Source organism: Parabacteroides sp. AF14-59, assembly GCF_003479515.1.
Taxonomy (GTDB): Bacteria; Bacteroidota; Bacteroidia; order Bacteroidales; family Tannerellaceae; genus Parabacteroides; species Parabacteroides faecis.
On the sequence record NZ_QUHH01000027.1, the window covers coordinates 51,200 to 65,010 of the forward strand.

Consider the following 13,811-nt stretch of genomic DNA (forward strand, 5'->3'; position numbering starts at 1 on the left):
CCTATTATCAAAAAAGAGCCAGATAGTCTTTCAATCGGGCTTTCAATATTTTTAGCGCACGGTAGATCTGGGTATCTACCGTGCGTACTGATATATTTAGCTTTTGTGCGATCTGTTGATTTTTTAGCCCTTTGAGACGGCTCAGGATAAATATTGTTTTACATTGGGGAGGGAGTTGTTTGATGGTGTTCTTGATGATTTGTTCCATTTCGATGATACTTAGTACTGTGTCGGGAGTTGCATGGGAATCGGAGATATCCGCCTGAGTATTTTCCTGAATATTTTTTTCGCTTATATGGAAAGGAACAGATCGCAGATAGTTAAGACATTCATTTTGAACGGAGCGGAATAAATAAGCTTTCAAAGAAGTATGTATATCTATTTCTTCTCGTTTTTCCCAAAAGCGTAAGAAAACATTTTGTAAAAGATCCTTTGCTTCATCCGAAGATGCAATGAATTTCCGGCAAGAAAAATAGAGTGGCATATAGAACGCTTTGAATAAAGCATTGAACGCATCTATGTTTCCTTCTTTGATTTGCTTGATTATTTCTTCGTCTCGTATCATTAATACATTTGTATATGAATAAAAAAACATGGGAATGTCACCGGATAGATTTCCGGTTGAACATTCCCCATATAAAGCAGACGGTTAACATGTACGCATGGGATTAAAGTATCTCATTTGTCACTTTATTAAAATAAATTATACATTTTTGGATATCAGGAACGGAATTATCCCAGTTATATTCATATTCGATTGAGAATACGCCTTTAAAACCCTGTGCTTTCAGTTCCTTCAACATCCCTTCGACATCCAGTATGCCTGTCCCCCAGATCACATCGTGCTGTTCCTTTTCTCCCGCCTTTTTAGCTGCGATATCCTTGAAATGAAGTGAGATGAGGCGTCCGTTCAGTTTTTTCAGGCATGCTATCTGATCGAGTCCTTCCCTGCGCCAATGTCCGACATCGGCACACGAACCGAGCGAAGGGTTACGTCCGGAGATAGCCTGCAATAAGTTCTCCGGTTTCCAGTAATCGGATGGTTGGGGATGGTTGTGTACCGATATCCGGACTCCGTACTGTTTTGACAGTTTTTCTACCAGGTCCCAGTCGCCGAGTGCCGGTTCGCAGGTGATGAACTCCATTTCCATCGCCTGGGCAAAACGGAACATCTTTTCCCAGTCGGAGGATTTCTCCGCAACATATACACCGCAACCGACGATCTTTATCCCTTTGGATGCAGCCAGTTCTTTCAGTTCTTTTTGGGCTTGGGCATCCAGATTGAAGTCGAAAACCCGGTCACCCCATTTGCCGCCCAGCTTATGTCCGGGGTATACTTCTATGTATTTCAAGCCTAACTCCCGGGTTTTGTCGAGTGCTTCCGTCAGTGTGAACAGATGGAAACTATACGACTGCATTCCCAGTCGCCAGCCGTTCTTTTCCGCTTTGGTCTGTGCCTGCACGGGGATGACAAGCAAGCCGCAAGCCAGTACTAGTAAGATATTGAATATTCGCTTTTTCATGATCGATTCGTTTTAGTGGGGTTATTGGGGCATATCCGGTAAGGAGAAACCATTGTTGTAGGTGTGCCTGATCCATTCGTCGGCCATTTCTGCCGCGTTGAATTCGGCAAAGCGGCGGTCGAAACGGGGATCGCCGTCTATCACTTTGAAATCGTCTACCGTTACGATCTTTATTTTGTCCGTCGGAGAGATATTCGTGAAGCGCATGTGTTCACCGTCCCACTGCAACTCGCGGTGCAATCCCTGTAATCCGGAGAGCCGCACTGCCAAGACACCCATCACGACCATCTCGTTGAACGGGCCTGAGAACTGGAAATTGGAAGAGGATTCCGTCCGGTTTTCGGGCGACTCCTTGCAGGCACGTATCCAGTCTTGTTCATGGGCGTTAGTCGACCAGATATCGCCGTTACCGCCTTTGATCCTGGCAAGGGTCGGTTTTGGTTGGTTGAAATGTTCCATATCGGAAACAGGCAATAAAGTCGGGTTCATTCCGTAACAGCCGGTCATGATCTTTCCTTTCGTGCCGATGAAAATGATCCCCCCGTTTTCATCACCCATCATCTGACCGTCTTTCAGTTCGTCCGGTCGTGGAGGCATCAAGCCACCATCGTACCAGTAGACTTTTACTTCCGGCATTTTCACATTTCCTTTGACCGGACGCTCCGGGAAGGTATAGGTTACGATCTGGGCATGAGGGGGAGAATACAGGTTACTCAGTGTGGAGCTACCGATAACGCTGGTCGGATATTTGAGGTCGAGTGCCCAGTACAGCGGGTCCATGATGTGGCAGGCCATATCGCCTAATGCCCCTGTACCGAAGTCCCACCAGCCGCGCCAGTTCCAGGGTGTGTACACCGGATGGTAAGGACGTTTCTGTGCCGGACCGATAAAGAGGTCCCAATCCAGAGTCTTCGGGCACTTGGCCACCTCCTTTGGTTGCATTAATCCCTGCGGCCAGATCGGACGGTCGGTCCAGCAGTGGACTTCATATACCTCACCGATGATGCCTGCCTGTATCCATTCTGCGATCTGGCGGCACCAGTCGAATGAATTTCCCTGGTTACCCATCTGTGTGGCTACCTTATATTTCCTGGCTAGTTTAGTGAGTAGACGCGATTCGTAGACCGAGTGAGTTAGCGGTTTTTGTGTATAGCAATGTTTCCCCAATGTGATGGCATGGGCGGTGACCCCGGCATGGGTATGGTCGGGCGTTGCTACCATGACAGCGTCGATGGATTTTCCTATTTCGTCAAACATGACACGCCAGTCTTTGAAACGTTTGGCATTCGGATAATCCTTGAATGTTTTATCGGCATAATGCCAGTCGACATCACAGAGTGCGACGATATTTTCCGTGTTCATATTTGCCAGGTTACGGCGTCCCATGCCACCGACACCGATTCCGGCGATATTCAGTTTGTCACTCGGAGCCGTATGCCCGAAAGTCCTGCCGAGTACGGAACCCGGTACAATAGTCAGGCTGGCAGCAGCTACCGCTCCTGTCTTCAGAAAATTTCTTCTTGAAATGTTTTTCATAACTATTATTGTTAAAGTAAACTTTACTAGAGTGACAAAATCTGACTTAGGCTTACTTACAACAGAAGTCCCTTTTTTGTTTATTTTAACCAAATGGGAGCTGAGAAATCGGGTTTACTTTGGCTCTATATGTTGAGGTGGTCGGGTTTTTACAGGGAAGAATGGGAAAGGTAAAAAAATAGCTTTTTTGAGAAAAGGCAATTGTCAAAATGTAACTATCCTACCGGGTAAATCGGATTAATATAGCGGGTAAATGAAAATACCCTAGCGGGTAATATTTTTTAACGTATCTATATGTTCCTGAAATAACCGATAGGAAATCATTTTGTCAAAAGCTTATATTCCTGTAGTGGTGGTAATTTCTTACTAAAAAGATGGATCATTTGTCTTTCAGCAAATCCGGACGCAACCGGGCAGTCCGTTCCTGTGCTTGTTGCAAACGCCATTCGTCTATCTTCCGTTGGTGGCCGGAGAGAAGGACATCGGGTACTTTCCAACCTTTGTATTCGGCAGGACGTGAATAAACGGGCGGGGCGAGCAGGTTATCCTGGAAAGAGTCGGAGAGGGCGCTTTGTTCGTCACCGATGGCTCCGGGGATCAATCGTACGACCGCATCGGTGATAATGGCGGCTGCCAGTTCGCCACCCGTCAGCACATAATCGCCTACAGATATCTCTTTGGTGATCAGATGCTCCCGGATGCGGTAGTCTATACCTTTATAATGACCGCACAAAATAATCATATTATCCAGCAACGACATGCTGTTCGCCATCGGCTGGTTGAATGTTTCCCCGTCCGGCGACGTATAGATCACCTCGTCATATTCCCGTTCGCTTTTCAGTGCAGTTATAGCCCGGTCGATCGGTTCGATCTGCATCACCATACCGGCCTCACCCCCGAAAGGATAATCGTCTACACGCCGCCACTTATTGGTCGTGTAGTCACGCAGGTTATGTAAATGAATTTCAGCCAGGCCCTTGTCCTGTGCCCGTTTTACAATGGAACAATTGATCATTCCATCGATCATTTCAGGAAGTACAGTAAGTATGTCGATACGCATAATAAGAATCTCTCGTTGGATATTTTTATCTGATAAAACGATGCAAAAATACGACATTATTTTGGGATGAGGATGCAAATGCATATAAGATTCGCCGGGAGGACAGAGGATATGCGGAATGAGGACGAATCTTTTCCTGTTATAAATGACAGATATAGCTTGGCTCGTTGTTTCTTTTTACTAAATTTGCGTCACGGTCCGAAACTTTGGAAAATCAAAGGTTTTTGAAGAGTGTGGGTGAGATAATACGAACAAATTGATTCAAATGAATAATAAGCTGAATATAAGATATCTGTATCTGGTCTTGTTGGGGGTAGTCATATTGGGAATATTGGCTGTGTCTGTCGGATATAGGCTTGTCAGGGAGGATAATATTACTTTTATCGATGATGTAAATACCGGGAATCAGGAAATAAATGAAAATTCATCTGCGAACAAACTCGAATTACGTTATTCCAAAGAATACCGTAGCTGGAAAAACACTGCGGATACCAGTTTTGCCAGTCTCTTCAACGGGAATCAGGCCGTAGACCTCTTGGCAGAACGCCCGAACCTCGTTATTCTATGGGCCGGATATGCCTTCTCTAAAAGTTACTGTACACCGAGAGGACATATGTACGCGATCGATGATATGTACACCAGTTTGAGGACGGGGGCACCCGAAGGAGAAAATGACGGTCCCCAACCGGCTGCCTGCTGGGCCTGCAAAAGTTCGGATGCGTCGCGTTTGATAGATAAGATCGGGCGGGAAGCTTTTTATAAAAGGAAATGGGCTGCCTGGGGAAGTGAGATCATTAATCCGGTTGCTTGTGCGGATTGCCATGATCCGGAGAGTATGGAGTTGCATATCCCCCGTTTGTTTCTGACTGAAGCTTACACGCGGAAAGGCATGAGTATAGATAATGTGTCGGAGCAGGAGATGCGTTCGCTGGTTTGTGCGCAGTGTCATAGTGAATATTATTTTTCAAAAGAAGATAAACGGGTGGTCCTTCCCTGGGACAATGGATATTCGGTAGAAGATATCGAGGCGTATTATGACCGGATCGGTTTCTCCGACTATGTCCATAAACTGAGCAGGACACCTTTGCTGAAAGCACAGCATCCCGATTATGAACTGGCACAGATGGGGATTCATGCCCGCCGGGGTGTTTCCTGCGGAGAATGCCACATGCCTTATGTGGGTGAAAACCAGGAAGGTTATAACGACCACCATGTACAAAGTCCTCTGGCTATGATCGACCGGACCTGCCAGACTTGCCATCGTGAGACTGAAGAAACCTTGCGTCAGGATGTCTATGATCGTCAGACCAAAGTGACGGAAATACGTGAGCAATTGGAAACGGAATTAGCGAAAGCGCATATCGAAGCAAAATTTGCCTGGGACCGGGGAGCTACGGAGAAACAAATGGAACAGGTGCTGAAACTGATCAGGCAGGCACAATGGCGCTGGGATTTTTGTGTCGCATCGCACGGAGCTTCTTTTCATGCTCCGCAGGAGGTGTTGCGCGTCTTAGGAACCGGGATCGATAAGGTCATGCAGGCACAGATGGATATAATGAAGATTCTTTTTAAGCTCGGATATTCAGGCGATGTTCCCATGCCGGATATTTCTACGAAAGAAAAAGCACAGAAGTATATCGGTCTCGATATGCAAACCGAAAATGAAGCTAAAGAAGCTTTTCTGAAGACAGTGATACCTCAATGGCGCGAAGAGGCTAAAGCCAATAAACTGTTAACTGAGTGATGCGGGTTCATAAGGTAGCGATACAGTGAACTTGCTGCCTTTTCCTTCTTCTGACTCCAGCTGGATCGTTCCTTTGAATGTCTTGATAATACTTTGACTGATAGCCAGTCCCAGGCCGGTGCCTTTGGCAAACTCATCCAGTTTCTGGAAACGTTCGAATACCTGTTGTATCTTATCCGTAGGGATTCCTTTTCCCGTATCCCTGACAGACAGCAGGATAAACCGGTTGTCGGAACTGTATTCATACTTGATCTCGATGTATCCCTGCGTCGTGAATTTAGTCGCATTGTTGATGAAGTTCGTAAGAACCTGTGTTAAGCGGATGCGGTCGGTGTTGATGATAGCGGGTGTTTCCGGTACTTTTTTCCGCAACTCTACCCCTTGAGGCATCAGTAACTGGTGCGTATTGTATACATCATCCATCAATTCATTCATATTGCACATTTCGTAAGCAAATGAAATATGCCCGGATTCTATGCGGGACAGATCCAGAATATCATTGATAAGTTTTAGTAGCTGATCGCTGTTTTTATTGATCAGGCCTATAAATTCCAATCTCTCCTCTTCCTCCAGTTCCATGTCTTCGGAAGCTATCAACTGGGAGAAGCCGACGATCGCATTTAACGGCGTACGTATCTCATGGCTCATGTTTGCCAAAAAAACAGACTTCATTTGATCCGACTCTTCCGCTTTCCTGCGGGCATTGATCAGCTCATCCTCCGTGTCTTTTGTATGTTGTATATTCAGGCAAAGCCCGTTTACTTCGATCTCGGTTTCTCCGTTCGAGATATTTATGTTTTGTGCATAACGGAACTCCCACCAAAGATATCCCTTTTGGTTAAAGTTGTAGCGTCTTTTAGTGATTTGCCGGGAGACGAAGCCATGATCCAGTTTGTAACGGTTTAGTAGGAAGTCCGCTTGTTCGCTGGGATGGATCGCTTTCTGGAAACGGTCTGCACTGATCGGCTCTTCCGGTATATTCAGATAATGGTAGAATTCCTTGTCGAACAGGAAGGTACCGTTCTTGTAACGGAAAGTAAAAATGTTACCGCTTTCCAGGGCAAATGACAGGAACTCTTTTTCCTGTCTCAGGTTTTCCTGTATCTCTTTTTTCCGGATGTTCTCTCTTTTGTAAAGTATACGCTGATAAGTGATAATAATGATGAGGGAGATCCCGACCAGAATAAGCAAGAATATGAAATATATCTTATACTGTATATAAAAAGGCATGTTCACGAACAAAGAACCTGCAGGTAATTTGCTTCTGCTGATGCCCCATTGTTCCAATACCTTGTAATCGAATACGTACGCTTTACTCGTTTCTGTAATTTGTGAGAAATTACTTGTCGGGACGCCTTTCAGTATATCCGCAATACGGTTGGCAGCCAGGATCGTTAATCCCTCGAGAGGGGTGACGAAGCCGCCGACCACTCCGTTGTTACTTCCGATCATTTCATAAATAACGGAAAAGCCGGGAAATGAACTGAAACGGCCCAGGGAAAGAGTCAGATAATCCCTTTTTGTGGCGAGATAGGCTTTATTGTAGTAGTTCTCGCCCAGCCCTTTTATCAGTGATCGGGTCGATTTACCGTTGATTGTACTTACATACATAATATCCGGCTCTATTTTCTTTTCCCCGTTCAGGGAAATACCGTTCTTTCCGGAGATGCGTATCCTGTCAGGCGAGTAAAGGTCATTCATCTTACAGATATCTTTGATCTGCTCGTTCATATCTTCCAGGATCATTTGGTCGATGTACTCCCCATCGGTAACTCTGACTACGATACATTTTCCGATCAGCTGTTCGATCAGTTTTATATTCGTTTTATAATCCGGCTTATCGTGGAATCCGGTGATATTAGGGTATTTCTGAAGAAAGGATGTATTGGGATAATTGACTCCGGTGAAAACGACCGGGATTGTTGTAATACACGGATGATCGCAGGTCAGTAGAATGTTCAATGCCTGATCGTCGAACGTCAGGATAATATCCGGTTCCCAGGAACACAGTTCGTTCAGTTTCTCGAAAAGATTTATTTTTTGCTTTTTCTCCAGGTTCTGTTCACAGTCCAGGTAATAGGAATAAATTTCTGCCTGAATATCTTTTTCTTGTAACTGCTTTGCCAGGATTTTTTTCATTTCCTTATAAGCGGGGAAATTGGATTCGTAAGATTGAATGATCAATATATGTTTTTTCTTTGCTGCATGAGAACAGGAGCTGAAAAGCAGGAGATATAACAGCGGAAGGAAGATCGATTGTACCAATGAAGATTTGCCTGACATATAGTTATTATGATGAATGCTAGTGTTTTAAATCATTTACTTAGGTTTTCCAATCGTCTTGTTAGTACCCTCGCTAATCTCATCGGTTGAAAATACGCATCTAAGTTAGATTGATTTTTTTATTAGGCAAAGAAATTTGGAATGAATTGTCAGGAATAACCGTTGATTTATAAGTTTTTTAAAACAATGCAAGAATAAAGTCTGTGCACGTTTTGAATAATAGTTCTATTATTTGTACTTTTGCCAGTCAAATTGGCGTTAGCGGAAAAACCGCAGATGCAAAGTAGCGTGATTGAATAAATTTTAGAACAATGAATATATCTTACAACTGGCTGAAAGAGTATCTTGATTTCGACTTGCAGCCCGAAGAAGTATCAGCAGCACTAACCTCTATCGGTTTGGAAACCGGGGGAGTAGAAGAAGTTCAAACTATCAAAGGTGGCCTGGAAGGACTGGTTATCGGTGAAGTCCTGACCTGTGTGGAACACCCGAATTCAGATCACCTGCATATTACTACAGTAAATGTAGGCGGTGAAGAACCTTTGCAGATCGTTTGTGGCGCACCTAATGTCGCAGCAGGCCAGAAAGTGGTTGTCGCTGTGAACGGTACGAAACTCTATGACGGTGACGAAGTCTTTACGATCAAACGGTCGAAGATCCGCGGCGTCGAGTCTAACGGAATGATCTGTGCGGAAGACGAGATCGGTATCGGGACAGACCATGCCGGTATTATCGTATTGCCTGCTGATGCAGTTGTAGGAACTCCGGCCAAGGAGTATTACAATGTAAAGAGCGACTACGTGCTGGAAGTGGATATCACTCCGAACCGTGTGGACGGAACTTCTCATTTCGGTGTAGCCCGCGACTTGGCCGCTTACCTGAAACAGAACGGTAAGCCGACAGAACTGAAACGCCCGTCGGTAGACGCTTTCAAGATCGACGATGAAACTCCGGCTATCGAAGTGATCGTTGAAAATACGGAAGCCTGTCCGCGTTACTCCGGTGTGACGATCAAAGGCGTAACGGTAAAAGAAAGTCCGGAATGGTTGAAAAACCGTTTGACTATAATCGGTCTGCGTCCTATTAATAATGTAGTGGACGTGACTAACTTTGTATTGCATGAAATGGGGCAGCCTCTGCACTCGTTCGATGCTGGTAAAGTAAAAGGAAACAAAGTAATCGTGAAAACACAGCCGGAAGGAACGAAGTTCGTTACCCTGGACGGTGTTGAACGTACGTTGACCGATCATGATCTGATGATCTGTAACACGGAAGACGCGATGTGTATCGGTGGTGTGTTCGGTGGCCTGGATTCAGGTGTGACGGAACAGACTACGGATGTGTTCCTGGAATCGGCTTGTTTCCATCCGACATGGATCCGTAAGACGGCTCGTCGTTTCGGTTTGAATACCGATGCTTCTTTCCGTTTCGAACGTGGTCTGGATGCAAACAATACCATTTATGTATTGAAGCGTGCTGCTCTGTTGATCCAGGAAGTAGCCGGCGGTAAGATTACCGGTGCTATCCAGGATGTTTATCCGAGTCCGATGCTGCCTTATACGGTAGAACTGACTTATAACAAGATCAATGCCCTGATCGGTAAGGATATTCCGGTGGAAACGGTTAAAAGTATTCTGGAAAGCCTGGAAATGGAAATCGTTTCAGAGACTGAAGAAGGTCTGACTATCCATGTTCCGGTTTACCGTATCGACGTACAGCGTGATGTCGATGTGATAGAAGATATCCTTCGTATCTACGGATATAATAATATAGAGTTCAGTGAGAATGTAAAATCGAACTTGAGCTACAAGACTGCTACTGACCGTGGTTACCAGTTGCAGAACCTGATATCAGAACAGCTATGCGGTTCGGGTTTCAATGAAATCATGAACAATTCGCTGACTCGTTCCGCTTATTACGACGAACTGACTACTTATCCGGTTTCTCATTGCGTCATGCTGATGAACCCGTTAAGTGCAGACCTGAACGGTATGCGTCAGACGTTGTTGTTCGGCGGTCTGGAAAGCATCGAACACAATGCGAAACGTAAGAATGGCAATATCCGTTTCTTCGAATTCGGAAACTGCTACGATTATAATGTTGAAAAGAAACGCGAAGACGCAACTTTAGCTGAATTCTCGGAAGACTATCGTCTGGGATTATGGGTTTGCGGTAACCGTGTAGAGAACAGTTGGGCACATGCCGACGAGAAATCCAGCGTATACGAACTGAAGGCTTACGTTGAAAATATCCTGGCACGCCTGGGTGTCGACAGAAAGAAAGTGATCTTCGGAAACCTGAGCAACGATATCTATTCGTCAGGTATCAGCATCACGACCGGTTCAGGACGTGAGCTGGGTACTTTCGGTATTGTCAGCCGTAAGATATGCAAGTCTATGGATATCGACTTCGACGTATATTTTGCCGAATTATCCTGGACACTACTGATGAAAGAAACGAAGAAGAGCAAGGTTACTTTCTCTGAAATATCTAAGTTCCCGGCAGTAAAACGTGACCTGGCGTTGTTGCTTGACAAGTCGGTACAATTTGCCGAAATCGAGAAGATTGCCCGCGACAGCGAACGCAAGCTTCTGAAGGATATCTCCCTGTTCGACGTTTACGAAGGCAAGAACCTGCCGGCAGGAAAGAAATCGTATGCCGTAAGTTTCTACTTGCAGGATGAGACAAAGACATTGAACGACAAACAAATCGATGCGATCATGCAGAAGATCCGGAAGAATCTGGAAGACAAACTGGGCGCATCATTGAGATAATGATTCATTTATAACAATAAAAACATTCATATAATATGGGAAGAGCGTTTGAGTTCCGTAAAGCAAGAAAATTTAAACGTTGGGGTAATATGGCCCGCGTATTCACGAAACTGGGTAAGGAAATCACTATTGCGGCGAAAGCGGGCGGTCCTGATCCGGAAAACAATCCTCACTTGCGCGCTTTGATGCAGAACGCCAAGAAGGAGAACATGCCGAAGGACAATGTAGAACGTGCCATTAAGCGTGCTGTAGAAAAAGACTTCACTGGTTATAAGGAAATGAACTATGAAGGATACGGCCCGTATGGTATCGCTATCTTCGTGGAAACAGCGACAGACAATACAACCCGTACGGTTGCTAATGTGCGCAGCTACTTCAACAAACACGGTGGTTCGCTGGGTACAAGCGGTAGCCTTGAATTCCTGTTCGACCATAAGTGTGTATTCCATATTGCCAAGAAGGAAGGTATTTCGCTGGAAGACCTGGAACTCGAACTGATCGACTATGGTGTGGATGAAGTGGATGAGGACGAAGAAGAAGTAATTATCTACGGTGAATTTGCACAGAACTCGGCTATCCAGAAATATCTGGAAGAGAACGGTTTTGAGATCACAAGCAGCGAGTTTGTCCGTATCCCGAACGACTTGAAAGAAGTAACGCCCGAACAGCGTGAAGCTTTGGACAAGCTGATCGAGAAGTTGGAAGAAGACGACGACGTACAGAACGTTTTCCACAATATCAAGGAAGACGATAGCGAAGACGAAGAATAATTCTACCCCCGAAAGGTGAGTCGCCATCGTCTGTATCCGGAGATGCAGAGGGCGCATAACATATGCAGAGTTTCGCAGTATTATTTAATTATTAATTGAATAGTCTGCGAAACTCTGCTTTTTTTATGTATTATACCTCCCCGGATCGTTTTTACACATACTTTTTTTCATATCATTTACTTTTTTTGTACTTTCGCGCCGAACTTATATATATATTTTCATTAGACTCTGAACTAGTATTTTTATTAAACTCTATCAGTATGAAAAAGGTAATTTTTCTTTGGGCATTCGTATGCCTGAGCGTATTGTGTAACCAGGTTTCCGCTCAGAAGGAACTGGGAATTTTCAACTCTCTTTCAGTAGGTGTAAGTGCTGGTACGACAGGTATCGGCGTTGATGTGGCAACTCCTGTTACACCTCATTTTGCTATTCGCGGTGGTGTTTCTTTCATGCCGGGTATTCATATTAATACAGATGCGGATGTGAACCTGTCGGATCCGGAACTGGGTGAAAAAACATCTACCCTTGACCTGAGAGGTACTACGAAACGTGCTTCCGGCGAATTGCTGGTCAATTATTATCCGTTCCTGAGCTCTTCTTTCTTTGTGACTGCCGGTGCTTATTTCGGTGGTAAGGAGATGATTAAGATCGACGGGCACAGCGATGAACTGGCTGAATACATACAGAATGGCGGTGATGCAAATATCGTTATCGGCGACCAGACGATCGCAGTCGATAAGAACGGTAATGTGTCAGGCGGCCTTAAAGTATCGGGATTCCGTCCTTATATCGGTCTGGGATTCGGACGTGCAGTGCCTAAGAAACGTATCGGCGTGCAGTTTGAACTGGGTGTACAGTTCCATGGCTCACCTAAACTTTACACAAGTTCCGGTGATCTGGGCAGCGCATTGACCGATAGCGACGACAGCTTCTCAAAGATCATGGATAAGCTGACTGTTTATCCGGTCATGAAAGTCCGTTTCTGCGGCAGATTGTTCTAATTAAAAAGTAGTTATTCTTTTATGCTTTCATCCGGACAATGAACAGAACGGGGTTATCCTCTTCTGTACGGTCCGGAAAAGCATTTTTCACTTCTTCCCCCGAACGGCAGTAACAGAAAGAACTGTTGTAAACATCCAGTGCTTGCAAGTCGGGAACTCTTCCCGTATGATAGAAATTATCTTCAAAACCTCCTGTTACATTATAAGCATATTCTTCGCGGCGGTCATAACAGAACGTGTAATTCTGTTCCTCGTCGGCAGCATTCGAATAGGTGGAAACCAGGTAACGTCCGGCTATACACAGAGGCAGGATCGAGGAATATTCATCATGGATATTCAGTTGGTTCCGGCTGATCAGGTAAAGCGTGTCGGCGAGTAGTTCGTCCGGCTGCGTGGAGGGCGAATAGGCATACACATTTCCGTCGGCAACGGACAACTCCGTGGAGAAACAGGCACCGAGATAGAAACGTCCCAGGTCGGCAGCCGTCAGTTTACGGGCATCTTGCAGGTTGAGTGTCGTGTCGAATTTATAGAGCCATTGGTCCATGCACTGTTTATTGGCATCTTCTTTGGAAGGCGACAATGCCTGTGTCGTTATCCAGATATGGCGGTCGTAATACATCAGGCGGGTAGGGGCTTTCAGCGGGTTGATACCGGCAAGGCTTTTCCTTTCCAGTAACGCCCCGTCGTAATCATAATAATAGACGTTTTCCTTGTTATCCATAACAATCAGTTGTTTTTCGAGCGGGTCGATGACATAGTCGGCAACAGGAAAATGCTGGTTGCTGGTGATGCGGTTGATGAACTTGCCGGAGCAGTCGAAATGGTAAAGCTGGCCGTCGCTTACCAGGAACAGTTCATTCCTGTCGCGTTTGATCTGTGTGGCATATTTCAACCGGCAGTCCGATTTCGTTTCCAGGGGAACAGCTATCACCTCCTCGGCAATATCCGACAGGGAACCTTTGTCGGTACTCTTAACCAACATACCTTCGCTAATAATCCGGTAACCTTCATTTATATAGATTATACTAACGAGCAAAAGCAACAGTAAACAGGTCTTTTTCATTTCATAATTCATTTAAAAAAGGAACGTAAATATAACGTTTTTATCTTTCGATTA

Annotated in this window: 10 protein-coding genes; 4 read left to right on the plus strand and 6 right to left on the minus strand. The window is 45.2% G+C overall.

Features of this window, described 5'->3' with window-relative positions:
* Window positions 1-7 precede the first annotated feature (7 nt).
* The 4 genes from DWW23_RS21885 to trmD all read right to left on the minus strand — a co-directional run bounded on the left by DWW23_RS21885 (window position 8) and on the right by trmD (window position 4,119).
* Window positions 8-565 (minus strand): RNA polymerase sigma factor, encoded by a 558-nt coding sequence (locus DWW23_RS21885; RefSeq protein ID WP_122356184.1) that lies wholly within the window; start codon window positions 563-565, stop codon window positions 8-10.
* 103 nt (window positions 566-668) lie between these two features.
* Complete coding sequence (locus DWW23_RS21890; RefSeq protein WP_122356186.1) at window positions 669-1,523, minus strand: sugar phosphate isomerase/epimerase; 855 nt, start codon at window positions 1,521-1,523, stop codon at window positions 669-671.
* 21 nt (window positions 1,524-1,544) lie between these two features.
* On the minus strand, window positions 1,545-3,059 hold the full coding sequence (locus DWW23_RS21895; RefSeq protein WP_122356188.1) for a Gfo/Idh/MocA family oxidoreductase: 1,515 nt from the start codon (window positions 3,057-3,059) through the stop codon (window positions 1,545-1,547).
* Between the two features lie 379 nt (window positions 3,060-3,438).
* Window positions 3,439-4,119 carry a tRNA (guanosine(37)-N1)-methyltransferase TrmD gene (gene trmD / locus DWW23_RS21900; RefSeq protein WP_122356190.1) on the minus strand — a complete coding sequence of 227 codons (681 nt, stop codon included), beginning with the start codon at window positions 4,117-4,119 and terminating at the stop codon, window positions 3,439-3,441.
* A 265-nt stretch (window positions 4,120-4,384) separates the two neighbouring features.
* On the opposite strand from trmD, the gene nrfA reads away from it, so the two are divergent.
* Window positions 4,385-5,863 carry an ammonia-forming cytochrome c nitrite reductase gene (nrfA, locus tag DWW23_RS21905; RefSeq protein WP_122356192.1) on the plus strand — a complete coding sequence of 493 codons (1,479 nt, stop codon included), beginning with the start codon at window positions 4,385-4,387 and terminating at the stop codon, window positions 5,861-5,863.
* Here the strand turns inward: nrfA and DWW23_RS21910 are convergent.
* Window positions 5,852-8,146, minus strand: a complete 2,295-nt coding sequence (locus DWW23_RS21910; RefSeq protein WP_122356194.1) for an ATP-binding protein — start codon at window positions 8,144-8,146, stop codon at window positions 5,852-5,854. The genes nrfA and DWW23_RS21910 overlap by 12 nt on opposite strands.
* Window positions 8,147-8,457: 311 nt before the next feature.
* On the opposite strand from DWW23_RS21910, the gene pheT reads away from it, so the two are divergent.
* From pheT to DWW23_RS21925, 3 genes are all read left to right on the plus strand, one after another.
* Window positions 8,458-10,920: a phenylalanine--tRNA ligase subunit beta gene (pheT, locus tag DWW23_RS21915; RefSeq protein ID WP_122356196.1), complete on the plus strand. Its 2,463-nt coding sequence runs from the start codon at window positions 8,458-8,460 to the stop codon at window positions 10,918-10,920.
* 35 nt (window positions 10,921-10,955) lie between these two features.
* Window positions 10,956-11,690 (plus strand): YebC/PmpR family DNA-binding transcriptional regulator, encoded by a 735-nt coding sequence (locus DWW23_RS21920; RefSeq protein ID WP_122356198.1) that lies wholly within the window; start codon window positions 10,956-10,958, stop codon window positions 11,688-11,690.
* 260 nt (window positions 11,691-11,950) lie between these two features.
* Window positions 11,951-12,691, plus strand: a complete 741-nt coding sequence (locus tag DWW23_RS21925) for a hypothetical protein (protein ID WP_122356200.1) — start codon at window positions 11,951-11,953, stop codon at window positions 12,689-12,691.
* Window positions 12,692-12,710: 19 nt separating this feature from the next.
* Here DWW23_RS21925 and DWW23_RS21930 read toward each other — a convergent pair whose 3' ends face one another.
* Window positions 12,711-13,757, minus strand: a complete 1,047-nt coding sequence (locus DWW23_RS21930; protein WP_122356256.1) for a 6-bladed beta-propeller — start codon at window positions 13,755-13,757, stop codon at window positions 12,711-12,713.
* Between the last annotated feature and the right edge of the window lie 54 nt (window positions 13,758-13,811).